Source organism: Pedobacter ginsengisoli, assembly GCF_002736205.1.
In the GTDB taxonomy this organism is placed as follows: domain Bacteria; phylum Bacteroidota; class Bacteroidia; order Sphingobacteriales; family Sphingobacteriaceae; genus Pedobacter; species Pedobacter ginsengisoli_A.
Genome location: NZ_CP024091.1, coordinates 1627029 through 1641861, shown reverse-complemented (window position 1 = coordinate 1641861; position 14833 = coordinate 1627029). Strand labels below are relative to the sequence as shown.

Genomic DNA, 14833 nt, shown 5'->3' with positions numbered 1-14833 from the left:
ATTAACTCATTGAAGGGAATGATATTCCCTTAATTTTCCTAAATAGTTCAACAGCATAGATATCTGTCATTCCTGATACAAAGTCTAAAACACTTTGTATTTTGGAATAAACATCCTCTTTTGGTGTTAAAAATTGTTTTGGTATCAGTTCAACCAGTTTCTTATGGTATTTCGATTCGTTTTGCAGATAGGCTGGAATAAACTCTTCCAAAAGCCCTCCCATAACCTGGTAACCTGCTACTTCGATCTGAACTACTGAAGAATAATTATAGATTTTCTTAATCGAAATCTGTTCTATTTCCTTCATTACCGATAAGAATGGCTCTTCTATAGCATCCATCAGGCTTTTATTGAAATTACCACTTAATATCGATTCCTGCTCTTGATAAAATACATTTGAACATTGCCATATCAATGTACTTATAGATTTTGCTCGCATCAAAGTGATCTTTGCATCATCATCTTCCATTTCAGCTAGTCTTGATAGCATCTTGCCATCATTACATAAAGGCAAAAGTAAAGTCTCTACTTCCTTGTAAGAGAGTATTTTTAAACGATGTGCATCCTCAAGATCTATAATATTATAGCAAATATCATCCGCGGCCTCCACTAAATATACCAGTGGATGGCGCTTATAAATTAAAGGCGATTCCTGCACTTTAATAAGGTCCATCTCGGCAGCAATCTTTTCGAATCCACTTTGTTCCGACTGAAAAAAGCCGTATTTTTTAGTATAAATATTCTTTTTGTTATGCCCTGCAATAGATGCGCATGGGTATTTAGCTATCGCAGCAAGCGTAGAATAAGTTAACGCAAATCCTCCTGTTCCTTTTCCTGCAAAGGGATGAGTTAATATTCTCAAAGCATTGGCATTCCCCTCAAAATGAATTAAATCTTCCCATTGCGCTTTAGTTACCTGCTTCTCATATATCTTTCCATCGCCGCTATTGAAATAATGTGATATAGCCGATTCACCGGAATGACCAAAGGCCGGATTACCCAAATCGTGCGCCAAACAAGCAGAGGCAACAATATTTCCGATTTCACAAAGTAGCGGACAAGTTTCGTCAATATTACTGTCCAAATCTTTTATCCTATTGTAAAAAATGGTCCCTAATGAGCGCCCAACACTTGCAACTTCAAGGCTATGTGTAAGTCGGTTATGAACAAACACACTGCCTGGTAAAGGAAATACCTGGGTTTTGTTTTGTAATCTTCTAAAAGGTGATGAAAATATGATCCTATCGTAATCTCTTTGAAACTCAGAGCGTGCTTCTTTTTGATTTCCAGTAAACCTATCTTCATTTCCCCATCGTTTTGATGACAATAACTTTTCCCAATTCATAGCTTAAAAATAAGCACGAAGTTAAGGTATTAAATCAGTTTTCCATGATCCATCTATCAACCTCAAAATACTCAATGGGTTACTGTTTTGTAATGCTTCAGGAAGTAATTGATCTGGTATATCCTGATAAGATACAGGTCTTAAAAAACGATATATCGCTGCTGTACCTACAGATGTTGATCTTCCATCAGTTGTTGAAGGGAAAGGCCCACCATGCTGCATAGAATGACAAACTTCTACACCAGTAGGAAAACCATTATAAATAACACGACCAGCTTTTTGAGTAATAATGTCTATTACGGAAACTAAATTGTTTCTGTCGCCAGGCTCGGCCTGAACAGTTGCTGTAAGTTGTCCTTCCAACTGGTTTAAAACATGCTGAAGTTGCGAAGTATTTTTAACCAATACAAAAAGCGTTGCTGGTCCAAAAACCTCTTCGTTTAACTGCTTGTTTGCAATAAAATCATCTCCCGAAACCGTAAAGGATATTGGTCTGGCTTCGTTTTTGTTATTATTTGCTAACTTTTCACCCTCAGCCAAAACATTAACTCCTCTTAGTGTTTTAGTTAATTCTATGCCTTTAGAATATGATTGACATATATTCTTGTTTAGCATTGTTGCAGGTTCAATTACACCAAAATGTCGCGAAAAATAATTAAGAAAATTCGTGCCTGCTTCGCTTTCAATAAGCAATATTAAACCAGGATTAGTACAAAACTGCCCTGACCCCATAGTTACTGAACCTGCTAATCCTTTGGCAATCGCCTCTCCTCTGGTTTTTAATGCTTCTTCCATTAGAATAACAGGATTTATGGCACTCATTTCAGCATAAACAGGGATGGGTTCAGGTCTGGTGGCTGCCGCGTTAAAAAGTGTCATACCTACCTTTCGGGAACCTGTAAAACCAACTGCTTTTATAACCGGATGCTGAACAAGTTTTACTGATTGATCATTATTTAGATTTAAAGCAGAAAATACCCCATCAGGCATTCCAGTTCTTTTAGCAGCCTTAATTATGGCATAAGATATCAGTTCGCTTGTACCAGGATGAGACGGATGCGTTTTTACAACTACCGGGCATCCGGCAGCAAGTGCTGAAGCCGTATCGCCGCCAGCTGTTGAAAAAGCCAGAGGGAAATTACTCGCTCCATAAACCGCCACAGGGCCAATTGGAATAAGCATTCTCCTGATGTCCGACTTTGGCAATGGAGCTCTTTCAGGCTGAGCGGTATCAATTCTTGCATCCACATACCAGCCATCACGTAGCAATTGGGCAAACATTTTAAGCTGACCGCAAGTACGGCCTCTTTCGCCAGTTATTCTACCAATGGGCAAGCCCGATTCTGTAACTGCTTTTTCTATTAATGTTTCCTCTAATGCAATTATCTCTTCGGCAATTGCATCCAGAAACTCGGCACGTTTAATTGTTGAAGTGTTTTTGTACCTTCCAAAAGCCTCCTGCGCTAGTGTTAATGCTTGCTCAAACTCCTCATCTGTTGCATATATAAACTTATCCGATATTAAAATATTTCCGGCAGGATTGAAAGCCTGAAAACTCTCGCCACCTTTACCACTTCGAATATTTCCAATAAAATTCTCACCTGTAATAGACATCATGTTTTGTAAAGTTTAAAACTATTTTATAAACGAATAGCTATGTGGTTTGTTAATGTTCCAATATTATCAATACTTATACTTACCTCATCGTTTTCATTCAAAGTAAAATCATTAGGAGGCACAATACAAGTACCGGTCATTAAAAAACAGCCTTTTTTAAAGTCGCATTCAGCATACAAATAGCTCACTAATTCATTAAGAGAACGTTTCATTCTGCTTATAGATACTGAATCACGAAAAACTTCATTACTATTTCTCTTTATTACCATCTCTATCATTGTTTTGTCTGATATTGGTTTTTCCGGTACATATAAACATGGTCCAAGTGCAGCACTCCTCTCATAGATCTTTGCCTGCGGCAAATACAATGTGTTTTCTCCCTCAATACTTCTGGAACTCATGTCATTTCCAATGGTATAGGCCTGTATGTTTCCTGATGAATTGATAAACAATGTTAGCTCGGGCTCCGGTACATTCCATGTAGAATCTTTTCGAATATTTACATGCTGATTGTGGGCTGCTACACGATGGGCCAATGATTTAAAGAATAGTTCAGGCCGGTCTGCATCATAAACTTTATCATACATGCTCGCTCCACCAGAATCTTGAGATTCTTCTTTTCGTGCGTCACGACTACGCAAATATGTTACTCCTGCGGCCCACACTTCCTGTTGTCCTATAGGTGCTTCAATAACGTTTTCTAATATGGTTAATGCTTCATCTTCCTGTAAAGACTCTGGATTGGTGCTTAATTTACCAAGTAAATATTGATGTAAATTGTCGTTATTAATTAATGTATCCCAATCAGCATCAATTAAGCAATATCCTTTATCGCTATGCAAAATAGCACCTCGTTTAGTTTTATATAATTTCATGATTTATAGTATCCATTTTAATTTGAAATTGTCTGTCTTATTATAAGGATATCCCCCTTTTCCAGGGAATAAAATCGTTGTGTCCAAGTGTTTCAGCCTTTGCTTTAACCTTGCCGCTTGCTATCTCAATAATGTAATCGAGTATACGTTCTCCTACCTGTTTAATCGTTTCTTCAGCGGTTATTATAGTACCTGCGTCTATATCAATTATATCGTTCATCTTTTTGTATAGTGTGGTATTTGTCGATATTTTTACCACCGGAGCAATTGGATTACCTGTCGGAGTGCCCAGACCCGTAGTGAAAAACACCAACGTAGCTCCTGCTCCAACCTCGGCTGTTGTCGATTCTATATCACTACCAGGAGTGCATAGCAACGTCAAGCCCGGTTTGGAAACCTGTTCAGGATAGTCAAGAACATCAATTACTGGTGAGGTACCCGCTTTTTTGGCTGCGCCTGCAGATTTAATTGCATCTGTAATTAAGCCATCACGAATATTACCTGCAGAGGGATTTGAGTCAAAACCCGAACCTACTGCTTTAGCCCTTTCATGATAAGCAGTCATTAAGGCCATAAACTTTTGGGCTACATTCTCATCTATACAACGATCGCTTAGTTCCTGTTCAACCCCGCAAAGCTCCGGAAATTCAGAAAGGATTACTGATGAACCTAAGGCAACCAATAAATCTGAGGTATACCCTAAAGCCGGATTAGCAGAAATTCCAGAAAAACCATCTGAACCGCCACACTCCAACCCTATGCAAAGTTTACTTAAAGGAGCAGGTTTGCGTATAATTTCATTGGCTTTCATAAGACCAGCAAATGTTTGCTTTATGGCCAACTTCATTAAATCAGCTTCTGTTCCTACCTGTTGCTGCTCAAAACAGTATAAAGGCTTGCTGAACTGAACGTCTCGTTTAGCAATCTGCTCCTTCAACAGCGATATCTGTGCATTCTGGCAACCTAAACTTAATACAGTAGCTCCAGCAACATTAGGATGCGTTATATAACCGGCAAGTAAGCCACAAAGGTTAATTGCGTCATCTTTTGTGCCACCACAGCCTAGTGAATGAGTTAAAAATTTAACTCCATCAACATTTGGAAAAACCCTATCCTCTGCCTTTACATCAGTTTCTAAAGCATTTAAATCAATATTTAATATATCCTCTCTTGCAATTCCTGCTCTGTGCATTTTAACCAATTGCTGTACCTGATTATAATATGATGAATCGCTATCATTATAGCCCAATCCTTTCATAAAGGCATCCTGAATAACCTGTACATTTTTATTTTCACAAAATACAAGAGGGATAATTAACCAGTAATTTGCCACGCCTACAGTACCATTATCTCTATGATATCCCATAAAGGTCCTGTCTTCCCATGCAGATACTGATGGTACATCCCAGCTTATTTTTCTTTCTTTAAGTTTGTAATTATTAGCCGCATGACTAATGTTACCTGTAGTAATTACTTCACCTCGTTTAATGGCCTTTGTCGCCTTGCCTACAAGTACCCCGTACATAATCACATCATCACCCGGTTGTAAGTCTGTTGTAGCAAACTTATGTTTTGCCTGCACATCGGTAATTAAATCATAAACCTCAGTACCACTGTTTATTGAGTTGCCTACCTTAAGATCTGATAATGCTACTTCTATATTATCAGTACTATTTATTTTAAGTGTTTTTGACTTCATTAATAAAGTATTTCTTTTTCTAGTATTCGTTTCAAATCCTTTCTAACAGCATCCATCGGGACCACAATAGTCATCCGGTAGCGGTGGGTTTATTCCATTTTTCAGTTCCTCATCACTAGCATATCGAACCTTGTCAATTACAACCAGAATATGGAAATCATCATCTAAATCCTGAAAGCCGTTTTCCTTTGATAAAAAAATCTTCTTTTCGTCTCCTTCATTTAGGCCAGTCAGCTCCTGCTCAAGTGAAGGAAGTATTGACCCTTTTCCATGTAAATAGCTAATAGGCAAGCCCTCAAAGATGTCTTCAAGTACCTCTCCTTTACTATTTTCCATTTTGTATCTTATCGATACTACTGTTTTCTCCTCAACGGTCATAAGTTCGCTTTAATTAGGTAAGCACTCTGTGAATGGGATTTGGGTATCCGGGTCTAAAGGATGAAATTCCCTTTTGAACTACCTTATATTCATTCCTTTTTTCCATTTCCCTAATTGTATTTAACACAATCAATTCGAGACGTTCTGGCGCTACTTGTACTCTTGCATTAATAAGAATATCAACTTTTGCTGAAACGTCTTTTCTATCTATACTTAGTGCAGACTGACTCCCTGCTGTAAAACTTATTTTCTCTTGTTGCATACCATCGTCAATAAAAAACTTCAAATGACCGATACTTAATTCATCATCCATTATCGCTGAATGAATTGCCCTGACTAATGCTGTTGCTTCACCAAATGCATTATTATTAGCTGAAAATAGTTTAATTTCTAAATCAAGCCAGGCTAATTCCGCCTCTCCGGCTCCATACACTTGATAGTCTAAGTCTAAAGACTCTCTAGAAGTTATTTTAGTACACATCAGTATAGTCAACCACTCATTTATGCTAACCTCATCCAGGGAATTTTGAAATAAAACTGTCTTCTCAGGATATTTAGAGGCAACCAATACCTTCATTTTTTCAAGTTCTGTATTGCTTAATGTATCAATCTTATTTATTACCAGTATATCCGCTTCCTGAATTTGCTTCTTATAAATGTAGTTTACACTATCTACAAATAAGGCCGTTCCCTGGAGGATATTTGGTAATACATTTGCATCAACAAAAACAGAAATTATAGTTTCTATATCCGTACGGAATTCTTGTAAAGGCTTCACTACAGTTGCTATCATATCTGTACAGGAGCCTACAGATTCAGCAAATATCACTTCAGTATTGTCTTTTTGCCTTAGAATTTCAATAATATCATCAAGCTTATTATAATTACAACAAAAGCAACCATCTGTAACTTCCATAACCGGAATATTGGCATATTTAATAAACTTTGTATCCACTAATTGTACCCCCTGATCATTGGTAATTACACAGACATTAACCTTGTGCCTTGTCAATTCGGCACATGCATTCAGGATAGCAGTTGTTTTGCCACTGCCCAAAAAACCACCAATAAGATATAATTTCATAGTTCTAATTTTAATATAGTCATATCAGGATAAGCGCGTTTCTTTACCAGCTATTACCGCCTTTTTTATTGGTATATTACCATAAGCAACATTTAAAGAAATTTTATTATTCTTAAAAGTTACTGTACCAAATCCTGTAGCTGTTGAAAGGAAACTGGTAAAATCTCCAACTTTAGAATCCATGTATAAAGTTTTATCTACTGCATCGTACCTCACACCAGTAAGCCCCTGTATCAAACCATAACTTGACATTGCTCTTGCATACCAGTGTCCACATTCATATTCATTAAAAGGGTTACGAACTCGTCCATCATAGCGGTCACGGCAAGCCTTTACAATATCTAATCCTTCATTTACCTGCCCCATAAGCATCAAATGAGAGGCAACCTGATATTCAATTCCGGTCCATACTTCATTGCTGTAAACAAAAGGCAAAGAAAGCATTCCCCCTTTAGGCCATGAACAGAGTAGTAATCCACCTTCGTATCCTGCCGCATATGATGGGCGCTGAGGATTTACGTGGTCACTCAAATCTGATTTCAGATTGTATTTGTGAACAGATAATAAATGACTTTTAGTCTTTTCAATATCCAATGGCTCCTCAAGTCCACACATTCTGGAAATCCATCCACCAAGAATACCGTCAGACAAGCAACCTGTTCCGTATTGGTATTTTGGACCTTCAATTTTTAAGATCTCAAGTGCTTCGGCAGTATACTGAGTGGCAAAAGATTTTTCGTTTACCGGATTGGGTGCTTTTAAGCCGGTCCATTGTATTTTCTGATTAAAATATTCTCCGTTATACAACTCCGTTTCCATGAACTTTCTACCGGCAGTGTAAAGTGCTTTATATTTTGAAATGTCTTTTTTAAGAAACTGCCCCATTTTAATAAATGCTGTCAGGGCTCCCAGGTAAAAACTTGTGCACATCCCGTCAGGTCCCCAAAACTCAATATCATAAGTATTATGGTGTGGTTCTTCAATAATACCTTTATTTCCAGGATCCCAGGTGGTGATTGCATAATCCATGCTTGTCTTTACCATTGGATACATTTTTTTCAACCATGCAGTATCACCACTAATCCTCCATTCCCTGTATACTTTCATAATTCCTCCAAGCTGACCATCAGCAGCAGCGTGAAAATCATGTTTCGCAGAACTTATAGGCATATTTGCTCTAAATTGCTGATGCCCGTCAAAGTTCTGATTTTCACAAAATTCTGTAGCTCTCAAACTCCTTTCAAGAGACGGAAAAAGATGAGGAATTGCCTGTGCATAATTCCATACGTGGGTGCAACTCCCATGACAACAGCCTCCATCATCTCCACACCCCTCCCAACTCCATAGCCGACCATCAAATTGTCTTAATACAGTTGGAGATTTAAGGATGGTAAGATTAGCAGCAACCGCTTCAATTACTTCTGGAGGCAAAGTGCTTGAATAGAAGGCTTCACGGAATATGGCTGACTTATTTTGTAGTTCGCCATATTTATCTTTCCAGTAATCGGCTACCTCTTCAATACTTTTAAATTTACTGCTATACCATGGTCTATAGTTTGGAGCATTGTAATTTGACTTCTCTTCAAGCCCAATCGCCGATGGGGCTATGCAACATTCTGCCGAATTAGTCTTTTTTGGATCAATAACCATATCTCCAATACGAAGATCCGAATCTGGCACATACCAGGCCAGCATGAGCCTGATTGTTTTTTGTTCTCCTGCATTGAGTTTAAACGGAACAAATAATGAAGCACCGGGTGCATCTGAGTCTGGCTCCTGGCTTTTAACTTTCCCCTCTTTAATAGTGTTCCAAACCATCGTTAGCGGATCAAACCATCCACCTCTAAACCAACAATAATCTACAGTTGCAGGTTCATTCGTAAAAATGGCGAAATCAGTTTTCAAATGTGGTTTCTCTTCTGTTCCTTCTTGCGAGAGTACAAAGCCATTAGACATTTTTTTAATCGCTCCTTTTTGTCCGCCTTGCAACACAAAATTTCTGGAGTTATAAGAAAATACTGCCTCAATGACTTCATTACTTGTATTAGTGAATTTATATTCTAAAGCACCAGCGGGTAAACCAGAATTGTCTTCATCAGTTGGGATAAAAGGACTCCAACCTATAATTTGTGCCTTTAAAGGAATATCCTTTTCTTCAAGGTCTATTGTTGCAAATGGAAACCGATCAGAAAATACAGTACTATTAAATCTTGGCAATCCATAATTAGCGCCACTAGCTCCATTCCCTGTACCGCGCTGACCAAACATCTTCCATTCCTCAACCGGTCCTTCCAGCACTCTGGCTACAACTTTCTCCCCCTTTATTGCAATGGCAGCAAACATATTGGGTTCATGAAAAATCTCAGGCCTGTTCCGTATTGACATATGAGATATGGCTCCGCTACCTTCTAAACAGAACATACCGGCACCCAAACCACCTATCGGAAAGGCAACCCTTCTCAGGTGTTCTTCTTTATAGCTGCTATTATAACCTCTTTTGCCACTCTTTGCGTCGGGTTTTGCCGATGCTTGCAATGCTTCAATATCCTTCTGCTTGGCTTCAGCCATCAACACTGAAGGCATAGCAGTAAGCCCTATTCCTCCAATAGCTACTTTCTTGATAAATGACCGTCTGTTATCATTATTTTTCATCAGCCTATAATTTTAATCTCTGTTAATGATGTTGCAGAGCAATGTTCTTTGCTTCTATTTTTTTCCCTATCCCTTTGATGGCGTACCATGCAATAAATGCGAAACATACCATTGGTATTACAAAGGCTATAGACATGCCGAAATTGTCGCCAATAAGTCCCATAACCGGTGGACAAAATGCACCACCTGCAACAGCCATTACTAAAAATGATGCTCCCTTTTTTGTAAGTGGTCCCAAATCATATACACCTAAGGCAAAGATTGTTGGAAACATTATCGACATAAAAAAGTAAGTAAGAAACAGTGCCACTACCGAGAACCATCCTATTTCTAACAACACTATAAATACCAACACTGTATTTACCACAGCATATATTCCAAGAAGTTTTTGTGGCGACAGGTATTTCATCATGTATGAACCTGATAAGCGACCAATCCAGAAAAGCCCCATTCCTCCTATTGCAAGAATTAAAGAAGCGGCCTGTTCAGGATTTTTAGGTGTAAATACTTCGCCAAACCAACCTAAATGCTGCATTATATTTTGAACCGGCCCTGTTACGTTAGGTATTGTCTCGGTTACATAGTTAATAAAGAATGAATTAACTCCGGTCTGAGCAGCTACATAAAGAAATTGGGCAATTACAGCCAACACAAAAGCCGGATGTTTTAATAAATTGCGCATAGGTGGGTCTTCTGCAGTCTCGGTCTCACTGGCTTCTTTAACCTCAGGAAGTTTGATCAGCATAAAAACCAATGCAACTACCACAACAATTCCGCCTACCAACATATATGGCCTTACAAGCGAATCAAACTTATCTACCCCAGGGGTATGTTCAGTACCAAAAATGAACAGTCCTCCCATTAATGGCCCTAAAATCCATCCCAATCCATTAAAAGATTGAGATATATTGATCCTTCTGGCGGCATATTCTTTTGGCCCTAAAATAGTTGAATAAGGGTTAGCGGCAGTTTCCAGACAAGCCAGTCCACATGCCAGTACAAACAAAGCAAGTAGAAACGGAATAAATGCCTGTAGTTTTGCAGCTGGATAAAACAGAAATGCACCAATGGCAAACAATACCAGACCTAAAATGATTCCTTTCTGATAACCAAACCGTTTCATGAATAGTCCTGCCGGCACAGCCATTACCAGGTATCCGATGTACAAAGAAAATTGTATAAAGCCCGATTCCGCTTTTGATACATGTAAAATATTCTGGAAATGCTTATCAAGCACATCCAGCAGTCCATGTGCAAAACCCCACAATAAAAACAAGCTGCATATGAATATAAAAGGCATAAGATAGCTCTTGCCATTTTCTGTTCTAAACATAATATTCAGTATTATAATTTAAATGTGCCTTCTATTTCATCTAAAGAGATCCCCAACACCTTTTTAGCAATCTCATTTAAAGCAGCCTTTTCTCCAATAAAATGAAATACACTGTGCATGTGCGTATGCTTTTCTCCAGGTTTTAAGAATGTAGGTGGCGATACACTTTCTAACTCATAGAATGGCCCCATTTGCGAACCATCTTCTAAAGGACCGTCATTATAAGCATTCATACCATCGCCGCTAAATGGATCCTTATCAGGTGTCCATTCCTGATTTAAATACTTGGCTTTATTATCAACATCAAACATTGTGATGGTAAGCAGATTCTGGTCTGCTGCATAGCTACCGGCAACATTTTTAACCCTTACAGGAGGAATTCCAAGTTTACCACGCGACTTACCATCTGCCTTAAACAGCAAAATTCCATTTTTATAGCTAATACGATCTTTAGCAATCTCACCAAAATAATTTGTAGTAGCCACTTTGCCCGGTGCATTTTCAATATAAGGAATAACAATAACGGTTTTAGGCGATGGGCTAAACATATCTAAACTCCATATACATGGTGCACCTGTTTTTTCTGTCCACTCATTGGTACCATTATTAGTGATGGTATTTATAGTTTTAAAAGCAACAGAACCAACCTTAGCATCCAAAGTAATGTTTAAAGCCTTTTCAATGTTATCTTTTTCCAGAATCTCTACATCTCTGTCAAGCTTTATTTTCAAATTGGTACCGGCATAGTTTTGCAGTTCCATTTCTTTGTTTAGGGATGCTTTCTTAGTATCAGACTTTACAAGAATCCAGCTTTCACTGTCAATCCCCGCAGGAGTGCGCCAGTTTTTAAATATCATTGAGTCGCCAGGCTTAAAATACAACGAGAATTTGCCACCTTCCGGGCCTAGCCATAAACGATCTTCACCGCCATATGCATTCATGTGCGGGTCCAAAGGTTTGCCAAAAGCTTTATAATTAACCCAACCAAAACTTTTGCCGTCAAGCCCTTCGGCAGTTGAGGTAAATACTTTTGCCTGATATTTTGGTGATAAGGCAAGCTGGGCGCTTCCATCATCATTTTTTAAAACAACAATGCTATCGTTTTCTTTAAGAAAGTTTAAGTCATAGCCAAACGTGCCTTTTTCATAAGCCTTTGTACTTTCCTGGTTCTTTGTGTTCGATTGGCAGGAAACAATCATCATTCCTGCCAGTATTATTGATGGAATTTTCAGCAATTTCATGTTCTGAGTTTTAAAGGTTAGACAGGGTTAATTTACTTCCAATTCGTCTCTAGAAGGTAGTTTAGGGAAATTACCATGAGGCTCGGTTTGGTACCAGTAAGCTACAGTCATGATGTCTGATTTCTGCGCAAGATATCTTCCTCCATCTCTCCATCCCAGATCTTGAATGGTAACCTTCAAATCTTTATCAAAACGTATAGGATCCATTATATGCCACCTGTACATGCCAAATCTTTGCTGTGCTTTATAGGTTCCATCTGGTCTTATTACCTGGTGTAAACCAGCATATGGGGTACTGTATTCAATATATTTACCACCCCTGTCGAAGTTGTACGATCCGCAGAAATAATCTTCGGTTCCCGTTCCGGCAATTGTAGGATATTCTTTATCACCATCTAAAAAGAACTTAATCTCGCCTTCTCCCCACCATCCATTGTTATTTACACCAAGTCCCATGTATAGACCAACAAATTGCCCTTTGCCTTTTACGCCATCAATTATAGTATGTAAAGAGCTGGTGTTAGGATTTGATCTTCTATATTGTGCATGAAAATAAGCCTCATCATCAGCCACCGGAGTAAGTGTATAGTTTACCTGATAGTATAACCTCATCTCGTCTCTTGGGTTAATGTTTTCTATAGTGATTTTGCATTTTTTTCTGAAAGGCATTTTCCAATAGCAGTTAAAAGCGCTCCCAGGGTTAACGCTAACCGGTAAAGAGTTCAATGGAGCATATTCCCCCCATCCCATTCCAAAAAATGCACCTACAGGAGCTTCAATTGAAGGTTCTTTCTCATCGTCCCAGTAAAAACGTAAAATAGAAAACTGCCAGTTACCCGTTGGTGTCATCCAGATTTGCTGTATAGCACCCGGGCCTTCCATTTCGGCTATTGTTATAGTTTCTCCACTTTTAACAATTATAAAAGGATTTACTTTCCAGCCAATTCCCAGGTCACGGGCTTCATTAGCGGCATTGGCTACGTTACGCTGACCTTTGCTTTTAACAGGGTCTGCCATTCCGCCTTTACCTTTTTCACCGGTAAAGTTCTCCGGACTAATTGATCTGGTCTTTGCATCAGACAATCGGGATAGATTACCAAGATTCATATCAAGGCCATCAAATTTCTTTGGATTTTGCGCAACTGCAGGTAAAACAAAAATGGTTGCGATGAATAGTACTAAAAGCTTTCTCATAATTTTAAATTGCGCTGTGTCTCAGTTACTTATTATTCCCTTAACCTCACGATATGCAATCCAAACAGTTAAAGAATAGATTTGCTTACACGTTTAAGCTAATTGATACAAAAAAAAATGCTGAGCACTTCGTGTTTTAAATGGTTTATACTTGGTTGTGTACTCAAACTTAAGCTTAAACGTTTAAACGAGCAAATATTTTTTACTTTTTTTATCGATTAGCAATATTACCTTACCTCTGCCTTATCAGACCCGCATGATTGTCTTACAATCAATTTCGAAGGGATACTTAATTGAGTATGGGTACTTTTCTTGTCAGAAATATTTTTGATCAATACCTGCACAGCTTTCCTCCCCATTTCTAGCAACGGCTGTTCTATATAAGTTAAGGGCGAATAGAAAAAATCAAAAGCTTCGCTTTCATCAAAGCAAACTATAGCTATATCATCAGGCACTTTCCAATTCATGTTATTAAGGGCTTTTAAACCCTTTAAGGTAAGTGTGTTTGTTGCAAAGAAAACAGCCTCCATTTTTGGGTTCTGAACCTTTAATGCTTTAATTGCTGCTTCTACATCATCCTGCGTAAAATCAAAATCAACGGTTTTTATCAGCGGAGTTTTGGCTTTTAACAATTTATGATCCTTAAGCGCTTCAATATATCCACGCTTTCTCTCCAGCATGTGCACCAGGTCAGTTTTGTATGCTATCATACCAATATGCTTATGGCCAACCTTAATTAAATGGCTAACAGCATTATAGGCCGACTCATAGTTGTTAGTTACAACGTAATTGGTTTCCAATCCCTTAAAATACCTGTCAATCAATACCAAAGGGATGTTATTCTTTAAAAGGGCTTCAATCTGATTTTGCGAATTTTCGGCTGGCGCAATAATAAAACCATCTACCTGCCTTTCGGTTAGCATATTTATCAGATTTTGAGATTTCTTAGGGCTCTCATCCGCACTTGCAAAAAGAACTGTGTAGTTAAATTTCTGTGCTTCATCTTCTACATTTCTGGCCAGGTTAGCAAAAAAAGGATTGGAGATATCTGCAACTATTAGCCCAAAGGTATGCGACTTACCTGTTTTAAGGCTTTTTGCTAATTGATTGGGCTGGTAACCCAGATCTGCCGCGGTATCTCTTATCACCTGCGCAATCTCCTTACCTACCCTTGCTTCTTTCTCTTTGTTGTTTAGTACATAAGAAACCAGTGCTGTAGATACACCTACGGCTTGCGCAATATCTTTAATTGATACCTTTTTGTTCATATAACAAATATATGCTTAATCGATTAAGAAGGAAAAATATTTAAAACAACATATATACTTCTCTTTCAATGAAGGCGTTTATTTTCATAAAATAACAACAATTAACGATATTAGATTAATCATTTATCGAATTAATTAGAACACAAT

At 38.2% G+C, this 14833-nt stretch carries 11 protein-coding genes; all 11 read right to left on the bottom strand.

The window, feature by feature from the left end; all coding sequences use genetic code 11:
• Nucleotide 1 precedes the first annotated feature (1 nt).
• Complete coding sequence (locus CPT03_RS06700; RefSeq protein WP_099438120.1) at nucleotides 2–1345, bottom strand: deoxyguanosinetriphosphate triphosphohydrolase; 1344 nt, start codon at nucleotides 1343–1345, stop codon at nucleotides 2–4.
• Between the two features lie 21 nt (nucleotides 1346–1366).
• On the bottom strand, nucleotides 1367–2962 hold the full coding sequence (locus CPT03_RS06695; protein ID WP_245869993.1) for an aldehyde dehydrogenase (NADP(+)): 1596 nt from the start codon (nucleotides 2960–2962) through the stop codon (nucleotides 1367–1369).
• A gap of 23 nt (nucleotides 2963–2985) precedes the next feature.
• Nucleotides 2986–3837, bottom strand: a complete 852-nt coding sequence (locus CPT03_RS06690) for a fumarylacetoacetate hydrolase family protein (protein WP_099438118.1) — start codon at nucleotides 3835–3837, stop codon at nucleotides 2986–2988.
• 40 nt (nucleotides 3838–3877) lie between these two features.
• Nucleotides 3878–5536 (bottom strand): UxaA family hydrolase, encoded by a 1659-nt coding sequence (locus tag CPT03_RS06685; RefSeq protein WP_099438117.1) that lies wholly within the window; start codon nucleotides 5534–5536, stop codon nucleotides 3878–3880.
• A gap of 42 nt (nucleotides 5537–5578) precedes the next feature.
• The gene (locus CPT03_RS06680) at nucleotides 5579–5914 is read right to left on the bottom strand and encodes a peptidylprolyl isomerase (protein ID WP_099438116.1); all 336 of its coding nucleotides are present in this window, start codon (nucleotides 5912–5914) and stop codon (nucleotides 5579–5581) included.
• Between the two features lie 13 nt (nucleotides 5915–5927).
• On the bottom strand, nucleotides 5928–6998 hold the full coding sequence (locus CPT03_RS06675) for a GTP-binding protein (RefSeq protein WP_099438115.1): 1071 nt from the start codon (nucleotides 6996–6998) through the stop codon (nucleotides 5928–5930).
• Nucleotides 6999–7022: 24 nt separating this feature from the next.
• Entirely contained in the window at nucleotides 7023–9650 is a 2628-nt protein-coding gene (locus CPT03_RS06670) for a GH116 family glycosyl hydrolase (RefSeq protein WP_099438114.1), read from the bottom strand.
• A 22-nt stretch (nucleotides 9651–9672) separates the two neighbouring features.
• Nucleotides 9673–10983, bottom strand: a complete 1311-nt coding sequence (gene fucP, locus CPT03_RS06665) for an L-fucose:H+ symporter permease (protein WP_099438113.1) — start codon at nucleotides 10981–10983, stop codon at nucleotides 9673–9675.
• Between the two features lie 11 nt (nucleotides 10984–10994).
• A complete protein-coding gene (locus tag CPT03_RS06660; RefSeq protein WP_099438112.1) occupies nucleotides 10995–12224 on the bottom strand; it encodes a DUF6786 family protein in 1230 nt (409 codons plus the stop codon).
• A gap of 27 nt (nucleotides 12225–12251) precedes the next feature.
• Complete coding sequence (locus CPT03_RS06655) at nucleotides 12252–13418, bottom strand: glycoside hydrolase family 172 protein (protein WP_099438111.1); 1167 nt, start codon at nucleotides 13416–13418, stop codon at nucleotides 12252–12254.
• 227 nt (nucleotides 13419–13645) lie between these two features.
• Nucleotides 13646–14686: a substrate-binding domain-containing protein gene (locus tag CPT03_RS06650; RefSeq protein ID WP_099438110.1), complete on the bottom strand. Its 1041-nt coding sequence runs from the start codon at nucleotides 14684–14686 to the stop codon at nucleotides 13646–13648.
• Nucleotides 14687–14833: the final 147 nt, after the last annotated feature.